Genomic DNA, 14,650 nt, shown 5'->3' with positions numbered 1-14,650 from the left:
ATGAAAAATATAGCGACCCAGATGCTGGCCGCCGCATTGACGCTTGTTTTTTTCACCTCTTGCGGTTCCGGTGTGTATCATCGTACTTTCCGGGGCATTTATGCGGATGATCCGGCAGGTATGGAAGGACTGTATAACCCTGAAAGAGGATTCCGCCTTGAAGTGGCACTGGATGTAACGGAAAAGAACTATGTCTGGGCTCCCGTGGAATATCCTGATATCACCTCCTATCTGGAAGAACAGTCCGAACTCTATGCATCCGACAGTGTTTCCCTGGTCCAGACCTATTTCTATCTGACGGGAGCAGTCGGAAAAGAGTTGACAGGAGAGGAATTCGAGACAATGGGTATTTTCTTTGACAAATTGCGGGCATCAGGCAAGAAAGCAGTTCTCCGCTTTGCTTATGAAACCCAATTTCTGGGGCGGGCGGCTACCGGTCCTACATTGGAAGACATCATTCGCCATACGGAACAACTCAAACCTTTCCTCGAAAAGAATAAAGATGTGATCCAGGTCGTTCAGGCTGGTATGATCGGTGCTTGGGGAGAATGGCACAGTTCTTTTCATGGCCTTGAAAAGTCGGACGACACGAAACGGACTGTTTTGCAACACATCTGCCGGATGACACCGGAAGGGCGGGCTGTCCAGATACGGGTTCCCGAATATAAGAACTTGCTGGATGCGGCTTCTGACGATTATAAACGGGTTTCTTTCCATGACGACTTTATTGTCATCAAAAAACATCAGTGGGATGGCGGAATGTCAGAAGGCACGCCTGCTTATGAACAGATTGTGCGTGAGTCACCTTCTCTTCCGGTTGACGGAGAATTGCCTTGGGGAACCTGGAGTATGAACGAGGATCCCGATAATCCCGAAGCCGGGTGGATCATTGACGGATTACAGACGGCACGCCGACTGTTCCTGCAACATTTCACTTCTCTTAGCGTGATTCATAACTATAAGGAAAAGAATACGAAAGATAAGTATTCGATGATGTACTGGAAGGAAACTCCTGTTTCCGCAGAATTCCTGCGGGAAAACAAGATGCCGGTATCGGATGGATATTTCACCAGGAAAGATGGCTCTGTAGCGGAACGGAATGTATTCGATTATATCCGGGACCACCTCGGTTACCGTATCGAGTTGCAGGAAATGACGGCTCCGGCGGCTTTGCTTGCCGGGCAGGTTAATCTGGTCGAAATATCTTTGATAAACCGGGGTTTCTCGACTTTGTTCAATGAGCATCCGGTCTATTTGGTCCTGATCGACGAGTCTGGTAAGGTTTGCCATGTCGTCTTGACGGATGCGAATGTGAATGACTGGCAACCGTATGAACCGGGCGATAGTGCCTGCATTCCGCTGCTGCATACGATTTCAGCCGACCTGCAGATTCCGGCCGGCCTGGCAAAGGGAACGTACCGCCTCGGCCTCTGGATTCCCGACGGTTCCGCCCGTTTGCAGTATGACAATCGTTTTGCGATCCGTTGTGCAAACGGCGATATGCAGTGGTGGGTGTCGCCTGACGGAAAGTATGGTGTCAATATCTTAATGAATAAAATCTCTATCAAATGAAAATCATCCATATCCTCGGCATGCTGCTGGTTGTGCTTGCCGTAAAAGCGGCTTCCCCTATTGAAGGGTTGCTGGAACGTATCGACAAAGGTGCGTCGCGTAAATTTGTGATTGAGCAGGTGAAATCTCCTGCCGACTTCTTCGAACTCGACCAGAAAGGCGACAAGGTCGTGATCCGGGGTAATAATTATGTGAGTATCGCGACCGGGCTGAACTGGTATCTGAAATATCATGCAGGGATTCATCTTTCCTGGAACGGCATGCAGGCCGAATTGCCGGAGGTCCTGCCGGTCGTGAAGCAGAAGGAACGTCATGAGACGGATATGAAGTACCGCTATGATTTCAACTATTGTACCTTCTCCTATACGATGGCTTTTTGGGATTGGGCGCGCTGGGAGAAAGAGATCGACTGGATGGCGTTGCACGGTATCAACCTGCCGTTGGCGATGGTCGGGACGGATGGCGTCTGGTATAATGTGTTGAGCAAGTTAGGCTATACGAAGGAAGAAATCAATGAGTTTGTGGCCGGTCCCGGTTTCCAGGCCTGGTGGCTGATGAACAACCTGGAAGGTTGGGGTGGCCCGAATCCGGATAGCTGGTATAAGCAGCAGATCGCTTTGCAGAAGCAGATCGTGAAGCGGATGCGTGAATACGGCATCGAACCGGTATTTCCCGGATATTCCGGCATGGTTCCCCATAACGCAAAAGAAAAGTTAGGTTTGAATGTCTCTGATCCGGGATTATGGAACGGATATCGCCGTCCGGCATTTTTGCAACCGACAGATCCGCGTTTCGAGGAGATCGCTTCCTTATATTATAAGGAGATGAACAAGCTGTACGGCAAAGCGGACTATTACAGCATGGACCCGTTCCACGAAGGCGGAAGTGTGGCCGGTGTGGATCTGGATGCCGCCGGGAAGGCCATTATGCAGGCGATGAAGAAGAATAATCCGAAAGCCGTCTGGGTGGCCCAGGCATGGCAGGCGAACCCGCGTCCGCAGATGATCGGGAATTTGGAGGCGGGGGATCTGATCGCACTGGACCTATTCGCGGAAAGCCGTCCGCAGTGGGGAGATCCTGAATCTACCTGGTATCGGAAGGACGGGTTCGGGCAGCATGACTGGATTTATTGTATGTTGCTGAACTATGGTGGAAACATCGGGCTGCATGGGAAGATGGAGCATGTGATCGACGAGTTCTATAAGGCGAAGGAAAGCCCCTTCGGCAAAACCCTGAAAGGAGTCGGCATGACGATGGAGGGAAGCGAAAACAACCCGGTGATGTTCGAACTGCTGACGGAACTGCCCTGGCGCCCGCAGCGTTTCGACAAGGACCAGTGGTTGAGAGCGTACACGGTCGCCCGTTACGGAAAGAGCAATCCCACTGTGCAGGAAGCCTGGATCCTGCTGAGCAATTCCATCTATAACTGCCCGGACGCGAATACGCAGCAGGGAACCCATGAGTCCGTTTTCTGTGCCCGTCCTACCGAACATCCGTATCAGGTTTCGAGCTGGTCGGAGATGAAAGACTATTATGATCCGAACGATGTGATCCGTGCTGCCGCCATGATGGTGTCTGTAGCCGATGAGTTCAAGGGAAACAATAATTTCGAGTTTGACCTGGTCGATATCGTCCGCCAGGCAATCGCCGAGAGAGGACGCCTGACGGAGAAGGTTGTTGAGGCGGCTTTTGCCGCCGACGACAAAAAGCTGTATAAGGACGCTTCCGACCGTTTCCTGCGTTTGATCCTGTTGCAGGACGAATTGCTGGCAACGCGTCCTGAATTTAAGGTCGGAACCTGGATCGCCCGTGCCCGCAGCCTCGGAAATACCCCTGAAGAAAAGAACCTGTACGAATGGAACGCCCGTGTGCAGATTACGACTTGGGGCAACCGGTTGGCCGCCGACGAAGGGGGCTTGCGTGATTATGCCCATCGCGAATGGAACGGCATCCTGAAGGATTTCTATTATATGCGCTGGAAAACCTGGTTCGACTATCAGGCGCATCTTTTGGATGGCAAAAAACCGGCGGCGATCGACTTTTATGCCATCGAGGAACCCTGGACGAAAGCAACAAATGTCTATCCGAGCGAACCGGAAGGCGATTGTATTCCGACAGTAAAACGTATATTTGCGGTTACTTTTGGATCAAGCCAAAAGTAACAAGTCATTTAGAAGAAATAACGTAATAGCATTGATGTATCATGAATCGTAAAACAATTTGTCTTCTTTTGCTGGCTCTTCTGGCATTGCCCTGCTTTGCCGCGAGCAAGTACGAATCGAAAATAACCTCTCTCGAAGGAGAGAAGTGGTGGGGCGGTGCAGTAGGCTTGGGATCGAAGATGCCTTTTGAAGGCGACCTGCGTTTGTTCGACCTTTCCGCCGAGAACCTGAACAACCAGAACGTGCCGCTTCTGCTCTCTTCGGAAGGACGGTACGTCTGGAGTGACAAGCCGTTTTCTTTTCAGGTCGAGAATGGAGAGCTGCGTCTGTATTCCGATTATGAGAAGATGGAGCCGGTATTGGCGGGCCGCACGTTGAAAGATGCCTATATGGCTGCTTCGGCCAAGCATTTCCCGCCTTCCGGTGATTTGCCGGACCCGCTGTTCTTCTCCATGCCGCAGTACAATACCTGGATTGAACTGATGTATAACCAGAACCAGGAGGATATCCTGAAATATGCGGACCATGTATTGGAGAATGACTTTCCGGTCGGCGTGTTCATGGTGGATGACAACTGGCAGAAATACTATGGCAATTTCGACTTTAAGCCCGAACGCTTTCCCGATCCGAAAGGGATGATCGACCGCCTGCACGGGCAGGGATTCAAGATCATGTTCTGGATTTGCCCCTTCGTCAGCCCGGACAGCCCGGAGTTTCGTGAGCTTCAGCAGAAAGGGTATCTGATCAAGAAGAAAGGGACGAATGAAGCGGCCATCATCCCGTGGTGGAACGGCTATAGTGCCTGCTATGACCTGAGCAATCCGGCTGCTGCCGAACATCTGAAACAACAGTTGCGCGGCATGCAGGAGAAATACGGCGCGGATGGCTTCAAGTTCGATGCCGGTGACATCGGCCATTATAACGACCCGGAACTGGAGTTTTACGATAAGTCGGCTACTTCGGTTGATATGTGCCGGTATTGGGCGAAGATCGGGCTGGATTTCCCGTTCAACGAGTATCGTGCCGGATGGAAGATGGGCGGCGAGGCGCTGGTTCAGCGTCTGGGCGACAAGGATTATTCGTGGAACGCGGTCGGCCTGCTGATCCCCGACATGATTGCCGCCGGTCTGTTAGGATATGCCTACGCCTGCCCGGATATGATCGGCGGAGGCCAGTTCGGCTCTTTCCTGGGAGTAGACCAGACGAAGCTCGACCAGGAGCTGATTGTCCGTTCCTGCCAGGTGCACGCCTTGATGCCGATGATGCAGTTCTCGGTGGCCCCGTGGCGTATCCTCGATGAAAAGCATCTGGCGATTTGCCGCGATTATGCCCGTCTGCACGAGAAGATGGGTGCATACATCCTGGAGCAGGCACATCATGCCGCAAAGACCGGTGAGCCGATCATCCGTCACATGGAATATGCGTTCCCGCACCAGGGATTCGTCGATTGCAGGGACCAGTTCATGTTGGGCGACAAATATCTGGTTGCCCCCGTACTGACAAAAGAGCACGCGCGCAAAGTGATGCTCCCCAAAGGCGTATGGGTGGACGAGGCAGGCAAAAAGTTCAAAGGACCGAAAACGATCGAAGTAACGGCTCCTTTAGAACGCCTTCCCTGGTTTGAAAAAATAAAATAAATGCGCAGAAACATTGTTTCTGGTTCCGTTCGGAATAGAAAGTAGCTAAAAACAGTGTTTCCTGGTCCTTTTTCAAAAAAACAGCCCGGAAACAGTGTCTCTTGTTACTTTCCGATTGGGAACATGCCGGAAACACTGTTTCTTTTTACTTCCCGGTTGGAAATAGTCCGGAAACACCGTTTCTTGTTACTTTCTATTCCGAACGGAACCGGAAACATTGTTTCTTCCTGTTTTTCTCCTGAATAGGCTCAGAAACATTGTTTCCAGCTATATATTGTTCCGCTTATGCCTGTAAACATTGTTTCCGCGGCCATCCCGAAAAGAAATACATAGGAAACACTGTTTCCGGAAACTTTTTGTTAGGAAAATTTATACTATCTTTATCCGCGAAAAGAGATATCATGGAAACAGCCTCGGAGATAAAAGCTTTTAATAAATTGTTTGCCGAATATCACGGATTGTTTGTGCGTTTTGCCAACACGTACCTGCAAGATGAAGCGGCAGCGGAAGATATTGCTGTCGAGGGGATCATGTATTATTGGGAAAACCGCCATTCTCTTTCTTCCGATTCGAATATTCCGGCCTATATCTTAGAGGCGATCAAACATAAATGCCTGAATTACCTTCGTCATCTTCGTGTCCGCGAAGATGTGGAACAACGCATCCAGGAACATCAGCAACGGGTGAACAGCCTGAGGATCGCCACCCTCGAAGCCTGCGACCCCCAGGAAATCTTCAGCTCGGAAGCCGGGCGGCTCGTCGATGAGGCGTTGGCGATGATGCCCGACAAGACCCGCCGGATCTTTATCATGAGCCGCTATGAAAATAAGACATACCCGGAGATCGCCGCCCATTTCTCGCTTTCCGTCAAGAGCGTGGAGTTCCATATATCCAAGGCATTGAAGATATTGAAAGTGAAGTTGAAGGACTATATGACGATTGTTTTGTTCATGTGAAATGAAAGTGTTTCAGGAAAAATGATATTTTTTTTAGGGGATATCCTTTTTGAGGTGCTTATTATAAAGGAAACTTGAAAAACACATTATCAATTAAGTAACATGAGAAAACAGATTTATTGCCTTTTATCTCTTTTATGGATTAGCTGCCTCTCCGTATCGGCAGCCGATCGCTGGGTTATTAATCCTGCCGGCGGTATTACCTGGCAGATAGACGGGCGGGTTCCGCATGAGGACCATATTGAAATGAGCGGGTTGAAAGTCTCGACCGTGCTCCGCTACGGAGTCGATGCGGACGGCGCCTTTATGCTGAACAGAAGTATGGTATGGCCGATGCTCCGCACGATTCCGAATAATACGCATGCCAGCTTGATGCGTCGTTTTGCCTGGGACGTGACGGATATGGTCGAGGTAAACGGACAGTCTTTGCTGAACGAGAAAGTAAAAGAGGTCACGTTGAATGGCACGATGGTCGTGCAGAGCGAATACGCGCTTCCCCGTAAGGGAAAACTCAGCCTGACGCGTATCCTGTTCCCTTCCGCCAAGAATCCGGCTTTCTGTGAAAAATATATTTTACGGAATACAGGCGAATCCGCGATATCGGTGGAAATCCCTTCTTCACGCTCGGTTGTCGAGACGGATGCTGCGAAAGGGGTGGATGGCAGCTATAAGTTAGTTTCGACTATCAACGGACAGGCGGCCCGCCAGTTGCAACCGGGCGAGGAGTTGACGTTCAGCGCGACTTTTGCCGGATATAAAAAGGATGAGAGCGAGCTATCGTTCGATATTGACCGGGAATTACAGGCCCGGCAGGATTTGATTGCCGGATTCTGGGATAACCTGGTCCTGGATACGCCCGATCCTGTCATCAACACCATGTTCGCTTTTGCAAAAATCCGTGGAGCGGAAAGCATTTACGACACGAAAGGCGGCCTGATGCATGGTCCCGGCGGCGAATCCTACTATGCTGCTATCTGGGCGAACGACCAGGCGGAATATATCAACCCCTTCTTCCCTTACTTGGGATATGAGGTCGGAAACCGTTCCGCACTGTGCTCGTATGAACATTTTGCCCGTTTCATGAATCCGGAATACAAGCCGTTGCCCAGCTCGATCATAGCGGAAGGCCTCGACGTCTGGGCGGGAGCCGGTGATCGTGGCGATGCGGCGATGGTCGCTTATGGCGCTTCCCGCTATGCCTTGTCCCGCGGAGATAAGGCGGAAGCCGAAAAGTTATGGCCGTTGATCGAATGGTGTCTGGAATATTGCCGGCGCAATTTGAACGAGGGCGGGGTCGTGGCTTCCGATGCGGATGAACTGGAAAACCGTTTCCCTGCCGGGAAAGCAAACCTTTGTACTTCTTCCTTATATTATGATGCCTTGATCTCAGCCGGTTATTTAGGCAAAGATTTAGGTAAGCCGGTTGCTGCTTATGCCCGCCAGGCAACGGCCCTGAAGAAAAACATCGACCGCTATTTCGGCGGGACTGTAGAGGGATTTGATACCTATAAATATTATGAAGGAAACGATGTCCTGCGTTCCTGGATCTGCATTCCGCTCACGGTTGGAATCCAGGACCGGAAGGATGCGACCATACAGGCTTTGTTCTCCCCGCGCTTGTGGACGGAAAACGGCCTCTTGACACAGGCGGGAAGCGAAACGTTCTGGGATCGTTCCACCTTGTATGCTTTGCGTGGTGTGTATGCCTGCGGCGAAACGGAGAAAGCCACCGATTACCTGAAGTTCTACTCGAACCAGCGTCTGTTGGGTGAGCATGTCCCTTATGCCATCGAGGCATGGCCGGAAGGCAGCCAGCGCCATCTGTCAGCCGAAAGCGGTTTGTATTGCCGCATCATCACGGAAGGCATGTTCGGCATTCGTCCGACCGGCCTGCATTCGTTTGTCTTTACTCCCCGGCTCCCGCAGGAGTGGGATCACATGAACTTGCGAAAGATTTGCGCGTTCGATACCGTTTTCGATATTGAAGTGAAGCGTCTTGGCGATAAATTGCAAGTCGCCGTTATCGCTGATGGAAAAACGATCAGCAACCGGAAAATAAAAGAAGGCGAAAATATTCGGATAAAATTTTAGGGGGTTGCTTTCGTTAGGTGCTTATATAGTATATGGACAGAAAAGTATTACATCGGTTTTTTGCAGGAACAGCCTCTTTTGAAGAGGAAGAGGCTGTTTGCGACTGGGTGGATGCTTCTGATAAGAATCGGGAAGAGCTGATAAGGGAGCGGAAATATTTTGATGTGCTATTGTTGCATAAAGCGAAAAATAGCAGTATGGCACAATCCGGTCGCCGTTTCAGCCTGCCTTTTGTTATCGGAGAATCGCTGAAGATCGCTGCTGCAATTTCCGTATTGGTAGTGTCTGCCTTGTACATATATAATAACATGGCGAAACCGGCTCCTGTATTGGCGATGAATAAGATAGTCGTTCCTCCGGGCCAGCGGGCGAACCTTACCCTGTCCGACGGGACGAATGTCTGGCTGAACGCTTGTAGCGAATTGGCCTATCCGGCCTCTTTTACGGAGGAATCCCGTAGCGTCTCGTTGAAAGGGGAAGCTTATTTCGATGTCTCTAAAGATGCGGAACATCCCTTTATCGTGCAAACGAATCAATGCGACATAAAAGTTTTAGGGACGAAGTTTAATGTACAGGCGGATGAGTCGGATTGCGAATTTTCAGCCGCCCTGCTGGAAGGTTCCATCGAGCTGACAAATAAAATGAATCCCGGTCCCTCCATCCTGCTCGCCCCGATGCAGAAAGCGGAATGGACGGGCGGTAAAATGGTGGTCGATTCGATCCGTAACCTGGATAATTATCGTTGGAAAGAGGGGTTGATCTGCTTTGAAGATATCCGTTTTGCCGATTTGATGAAACGTTTTGAAAAAACGTATGACATCCGTATCGTGATCCGTAACAAAAGCCTGCATGACTATAAATGCAGCGGTAAATGCCGTGTTTCGGACGGTGTGGATTTCATCTTGCAGGTGTTGCAACGCAGTACGCGTTTTACTTTTTCCCGCAATGACGATAATACGATTATCTATATAAAGTAAGTGTGTAACCTTAAATTAAAAACGAGAAATGCCTATGGGATGAAATAGAATACGGAAAACAATGTAAAAAGGCGATGAATGTGCGAGATTCACCGCCTTGCAACTAACACATGTCTAACACAAGTATTAATCTTTAAATATCACAAAGTTATGAATAAAATACCTTTGTCGGGGTTTTATGATGTATCAAAATCACGGCATAAACATTTATTTAGGATTATGAGAATAACCTATATGTTATTATTTGCAGCCATTTTCTGCTTACATGCGGAAAATGCGATATCGCAAAAGATCACCCTACAGGGTGATAATCTTTCACTGAAAGATTACTTGAATACTATTGAAAAGCAGACGGATTACCTTTTCATCTATGATGCCGGCGTAAATGTAAATAAAAAGATATCTGTTAATATGGTCGGCAGATCCATCAAGGAAGTCTTGGATAACCTCTCTACCCAGTTGGGATTGAATTATTCCCAGAAGGGTTCTTATATTGTATTGTCAAGCTATAAAGCAAAAGATGTGTCAGCTCCGGTCGTAACCCAGCAGAAGAAAACAATCACTGGTGTCGTTACGGATGATATGGGTGAACCGATTATTGGCGCCAATGTGATCGAAAAAGGGACTACAAATGGTATTATCACCGATATCGATGGCAAGTTTACACTGGAAGTCGCTCCGGGTGCGGTCGTACAGGTTTCATATATCGGTTATAATACACAAGAGGTGAAAGTAGGTAACCAGTCGACATTGGCTATCCAGTTGGTTGAAGATACCCAGGCATTGAGCGAGGTCGTTGTTGTCGGTTACGGTATTCAGCGTAAAGTGACGACTACCGGCGCCGTTACCAAACTGGAAGGGGATGAAATCAATAAGATGACCGTCGTGAATGCCACAAAAGCTTTACAGGGATTGAGTCCCGGTATCACGGTAGTCGACCGTGGAGGTGCTCCGGGTAGTGACGATCCTGAAATCTACTTACGCGGTGTCGGTACGACCGGCAATGCCAAACCGTTGGTATTGGTGGACGGTATCGAAATGTCTTTGAGCCAGATTCCTTCTTCCGAAATCGAGAATATCTCCGTTTTGAAAGATGCCGCATCTGCTTCTATCTACGGTTCACGTGCTGCTCACGGTGTAATCTTAGTAACAACCAAACGTGGTAAGGAAGGGAAAGTGAAATTATCGTACGACGGTACGATCGGTTTCCAGGACCGGGCGGTAAGAGCCGAACAAGTTTCCGCACGCGAGTATATGACGATGACGAATGAGGCGCTTGTGAATGCCGGAGGTTCGATCAAATATTCGGAAGATGATATTCTGGCAACGGAAAGAGGAGATGATCCGTATAACCACTCTTATATCAATTGGGCGAATGAAGTCTATAAACCGACTTATATCACACAGCACACCTTAAACCTGACCGGGGGTAGCGAAGTCGGACGCTATCTGGTTTCTTTCGATTACCTGGATCAGCCGGGTCTGGTTAAAAATACGGAATATCAGCGTTATAGCTATCGTGTCAATACGGATTTGAACATTGGCAAGATGCTGAAAGTAAGTAGTGACGTGACATATCGCCACATCGACCGTTTGTGGCCGGAAGCGTTGGGCAGTGTGCAATCTGATGTATGGAGCATGCAACCGACTTCTCCGGTAAGATATGAAAATGGCGATTACCGTTTGGACAAACAGAACCGGAATGCTATTTCGCTTATGGATATGGATGTGGTTGGAGAAGACCGCTATAACAAAGATATTATTTACGGACAGGTAAAAGCCGACTTCGAGCCTATAAAAGATTTGGTCTTTACGGGTATGGCTTCTTTGAACGGTTCATGGGACAGAAGGAAGATCCATTATAAGAATTATAAGTATTATAATGAAGGCGGCGAGCTGGTTACACAACGTAATAATCCGAATAGCGTAAAAGATTCACGTAACAACAGCTACCAGATGACATTGCGTTTCCTGGCCAATTACAAGAAGCGTTTCGGTGACGACCATGATTTGGCATTGCTCTACGGTATGGAACAGATCTCTTATCGCAACTACTATTCGATGGCTCAGCGTAAGGACTTGATTTCGGATGCATTGCCTGATATCTCTTTAGGTTCGGCCGGTAGCCAGTTTGCAGAAGGATATCCGACAAAATGGGGTATCAATTCTTTCTTCGGACGTGTAAACTACGGTTTCAAGGATAAGTATTTATTTGAAGCGAATATCCGTACCGACGGTTCTTCCCGTTTTGCCAAAGGGCATAAATGGGGCGTTTTCCCGTCTTTCTCTGCCGCATGGCGTATTTCGGAAGAAGGATTTATGAAGAATTTAGGATTTGTGGATAATCTGAAACTGAGAGCTTCCTGGGGACAGACCGGTAACGAACGTATCGATGCCTTCATGTATCTGCCTCAGTATAACACCTCGAATGTGGTCATGAACGGTAGCCTTGTTTCTGCGGTTTACCAGAAGAAGATGGCAAATCCGGATGTGACTTGGGAAACGGTGGAACAGACCAATATCGGTTTGGACTTCGGTTTTCTGAATAATATGATTTATGGTGAATTGGACTGGTACTCAAAAGATACGAAAGATATTTTGTTAGCATTGGGTATCCCTCATTTCATCGGTTTGGATGCTCCCGAACAGAACGCCGGAGTGGTTCGTAACTCAGGTATAGAAGCCATGGTCGGTTTCCGTAAGACGTTCGGAGAGTTTACGTTCAACACCTCTTTCAACCTGGCTTATAACAAGAACGAATGGATCGACCGCGGCGGCGATGACAAGAATATCAGCGGTTATAATATCCAGACGATCGGTTCGCCATTGAACGCTTTCTATATTTATCAGGCAGACGGTTTGATCGCTAACGAACAGGAGTTGGAAGAGTACCGTGCCAAATATAAATCGGACCCGCGCGGTATGTCCGATCTTCATGCCGGCGATGTGAAGCTGGTCGATACGAATAACGACGGAACGATCGATCCGGACGACCGTCAGATCTTTGCCTCCAATATCCCTAAGTTCACATATGGATGGAATATCAGTGGCGAATATAAAGGTTTCGATTTGAGTTTGTTGTTCCAGGGATCGAGCGGCGCGAACCGTATGATGTACGGCGAATGGATCGAAGGACCGAGCTATGAGGCCTTCACCGGCGTACATTTCCGCGACAGATGGACGGAAGAGAACCAGAATGGAAATGCCGAAATGCCTCGTTTGGAAGCGGCCAATAACCGGAATGCCTCTACCTACAACTCGTTCTTCCTGAAAAAGACAAACTATCTTCGTCTGAAGAACGCCCAGTTGGGTTATACCTTCCCGAAGGGTATCACGGACAAACTGAGAATCACGAAGCTGAGATTGTATGTTTCAGGTTCGAACCTGCTTACATTCAGTAGCTTGTATCAAGGTCTGGACCCGGAAGGAAAGAGCGATAGACTCAATGATTTCCCTCCGTTGAAAATCGTGAACTTCGGTGTAAACATTATCTTTTAATCTAAACTAATAAATAGAGCATTATGAAAATATATAAGAAATCGTTGCTGTATGGGGCATTGGCATTTGCACTTTGTATGGCAGGCGGTTGTAACAGTAATATAGATCTGGAGCCGGAAGGTATTATTACGGCAGACGGTTATTTCAAATCGGCAGAAGACTATGAAAAGGCGTTGACCGCTTTGTATGAGAGGTTGAATGTCGAAAGTTATGATTTATGGATGGATGGCGTGACGGATAATGGTTTGGTTACGCATAGCTGGAACAGGGGATATGATTTGGGACGAGGCATCGGAAGTACGGCATCCTCTTTCCCGGCCGACAAATGGGATAAAGGATATATTTCCGTCCAGCGTGCGAATAATGTGATCAACAATATCGATAAGTACCAGTGGCCCGGCGGGGAAAGCGATGCTAACCGGAACCAGGTTTTGGGTGAAGCTCGTACATTGCGTGCCTATTTCTACCTGGATTTGGTTTCCATCTTCGGACATATCATGTTTTATACGGAAAATCCGGCTACGGTAGCGGAGAGTGAAAACGTTAAGCAAGTACAGGACCCGAAAGAAGTGTTCGATTTTATCCTGGATGATCTGGATAAGGCAATTGCCGGATTACCGGACAAGCCAAGCAATAAATCGAAGATCGGGAAACCGGCGGCCCGTTTGCTTCGTGCGCGTGCTGCTGCCTATGCCGCCGGCTACCTGAATGATAAGTCTTATTTCCAGGTTACGTTGGATGAAACGGCCCAATTGGTTGCCTCCGCTCCGCAACTGGCCGACTTTGACAAGCTGTTCGTAACCGGTTGTGAAGACCTGGATGAGGTGATCCTGGTCAGACGCTATTCGTTGGATGCGACGAACAGTTGGGGAAACTGGTATAACCAGTCTATCGGCGGATATTGCGTGACGACTCCGGTGAAGGCTTTGGCGGATGCTTTCGAATATGTGGGCGAGAGGAACGAGGTTAGGCCGTATCTGAATAAAGATCCCCGTTTTTACCAGACTATCTATGCTCCGGGTATGGAAATGCGTGGCAAATATTTTAATACGATCCCGAACAATGTGGTTGAAAAGGATGGCAAAACCTATTTTGATCCCAATAAGGATTACGGGGCTTTGCAGGACAAGGAAGTCAGCGTAGGTGATGTATTGGCGGAAGGTGGCGGTGGCGAATGGAACAAGACGCCTACCGGCTTGTCCTGGAAGAAATATTGCCAGGAAGAAGAAACATGGACAACTTACAACTCGTTTATTATTTTCCGCTATGCGGAAGCCTACCTGTTGAGGGCGGAAGCATTGGTGGAGACCGGCGGAAGTACGGACGAGGCCAAGTCTCTGATAAAAGTGATCCGTGACCGTGCCGGCAATACGAACGATATCGACAAGATGGTAGCCGAACGTTATAACGGCAGCCTCCGGGATCTGGTCCGCAACGAAAGACGTGTGGAACTTGCACAGGAAGGCCTTCGTTTTGCCGATATCCGTCGTTGGAACATCTTGTTGGATGTAATGAACAAGCCGATCGAAGGTATCGAATATCGCGACTTCTCAAGCGGGACACCTAAACATACCGTTTTGATTCCTGCGGAGAGAGATGCCTATACCGCAAGAGATTTCTGGTGGCCGATCCCGCAAGCAGAGATCGACTTGAACCCAGGTCGTATCGCCCAGAACGAAGGCTGGAAATAATAACCGGTTCTGAATTATAGGGAGAAAGCGCGTCAGGACTATCCGAGGATATTCTGATGCGCTTTT

8 protein-coding genes are annotated in these 14,650 nt (G+C 48.7%); all 8 read left to right on the top strand.

Going from position 1 to position 14,650, the window contains the following annotated elements; translation table 11 throughout:
• The 8 genes from H8S65_RS08345 to H8S65_RS08310 all read left to right on the top strand — a co-directional run bounded on the left by H8S65_RS08345 (position 1) and on the right by H8S65_RS08310 (position 14,584).
• The gene (locus H8S65_RS08345) at positions 1–1,572 is read left to right on the top strand and encodes a DUF4832 domain-containing protein (RefSeq protein ID WP_186929530.1); all 1,572 of its coding nucleotides are present in this window, start codon (positions 1–3) and stop codon (positions 1,570–1,572) included.
• Positions 1,569–3,734, top strand: coding sequence for an alpha-N-acetylglucosaminidase (locus H8S65_RS08340; RefSeq protein WP_186929529.1), 2,166 nt, complete (start codon positions 1,569–1,571; stop codon positions 3,732–3,734). The genes H8S65_RS08345 and H8S65_RS08340 overlap by 4 nt, the downstream gene beginning before the upstream one ends.
• A gap of 41 nt (positions 3,735–3,775) precedes the next feature.
• Positions 3,776–5,371 (top strand): glycoside hydrolase family 31 protein, encoded by a 1,596-nt coding sequence (locus tag H8S65_RS08335; RefSeq protein WP_186929528.1) that lies wholly within the window; start codon positions 3,776–3,778, stop codon positions 5,369–5,371.
• A gap of 401 nt (positions 5,372–5,772) precedes the next feature.
• Positions 5,773–6,327, top strand: a complete 555-nt coding sequence (locus H8S65_RS08330) for an RNA polymerase sigma-70 factor (protein ID WP_186929527.1) — start codon at positions 5,773–5,775, stop codon at positions 6,325–6,327.
• A 102-nt stretch (positions 6,328–6,429) separates the two neighbouring features.
• Complete coding sequence (locus tag H8S65_RS08325; RefSeq protein ID WP_186929526.1) at positions 6,430–8,418, top strand: glucosidase family protein; 1,989 nt, start codon at positions 6,430–6,432, stop codon at positions 8,416–8,418.
• 32 nt (positions 8,419–8,450) lie between these two features.
• Positions 8,451–9,395 carry a FecR family protein gene (locus H8S65_RS08320; protein WP_186929525.1) on the top strand — a complete coding sequence of 315 codons (945 nt, stop codon included), beginning with the start codon at positions 8,451–8,453 and terminating at the stop codon, positions 9,393–9,395.
• Positions 9,396–9,614: 219 nt separating this feature from the next.
• Positions 9,615–12,893: a TonB-dependent receptor gene (locus tag H8S65_RS08315; RefSeq protein WP_255489079.1), complete on the top strand. Its 3,279-nt coding sequence runs from the start codon at positions 9,615–9,617 to the stop codon at positions 12,891–12,893.
• A gap of 23 nt (positions 12,894–12,916) precedes the next feature.
• Entirely contained in the window at positions 12,917–14,584 is a 1,668-nt protein-coding gene (locus H8S65_RS08310; RefSeq protein WP_186929524.1) for a RagB/SusD family nutrient uptake outer membrane protein, read from the top strand.
• Positions 14,585–14,650: the final 66 nt, after the last annotated feature.

The organism is Parabacteroides hominis (genome assembly GCF_014287585.1).
GTDB classification, from domain to species: Bacteria; Bacteroidota; Bacteroidia; order Bacteroidales; family Tannerellaceae; genus Parabacteroides; species Parabacteroides hominis.
The sequence above is the reverse complement of the archived record's forward strand: the minus strand, read 5'-3'. Positions and strand labels throughout refer to the sequence as shown.

What these genes read in the sequence shown, in the direction of transcription:
- H8S65_RS08345 (WP_186929530.1), top strand. Translation starts at nt 1, where the DNA reads ATGAAAAATATAGCGACCCAGATGCTGGCCGCCGCATTGACGCTTGTT.
- H8S65_RS08340 (WP_186929529.1), top strand. Translation starts at nt 1,569, where the DNA reads ATGAAAATCATCCATATCCTCGGCATGCTGCTGGTTGTGCTTGCCGTA.
- H8S65_RS08335 (WP_186929528.1), top strand. Translation starts at nt 3,776, where the DNA reads ATGAATCGTAAAACAATTTGTCTTCTTTTGCTGGCTCTTCTGGCATTG.
- H8S65_RS08330 (WP_186929527.1), top strand. Translation starts at nt 5,773, where the DNA reads ATGGAAACAGCCTCGGAGATAAAAGCTTTTAATAAATTGTTTGCCGAA.
- H8S65_RS08325 (WP_186929526.1), top strand. Translation starts at nt 6,430, where the DNA reads ATGAGAAAACAGATTTATTGCCTTTTATCTCTTTTATGGATTAGCTGC.
- H8S65_RS08320 (WP_186929525.1), top strand. Translation starts at nt 8,451, where the DNA reads ATGGACAGAAAAGTATTACATCGGTTTTTTGCAGGAACAGCCTCTTTT.
- H8S65_RS08315 (WP_255489079.1), top strand. Translation starts at nt 9,615, where the DNA reads ATGAGAATAACCTATATGTTATTATTTGCAGCCATTTTCTGCTTACAT.
- H8S65_RS08310 (WP_186929524.1), top strand. Translation starts at nt 12,917, where the DNA reads ATGAAAATATATAAGAAATCGTTGCTGTATGGGGCATTGGCATTTGCA.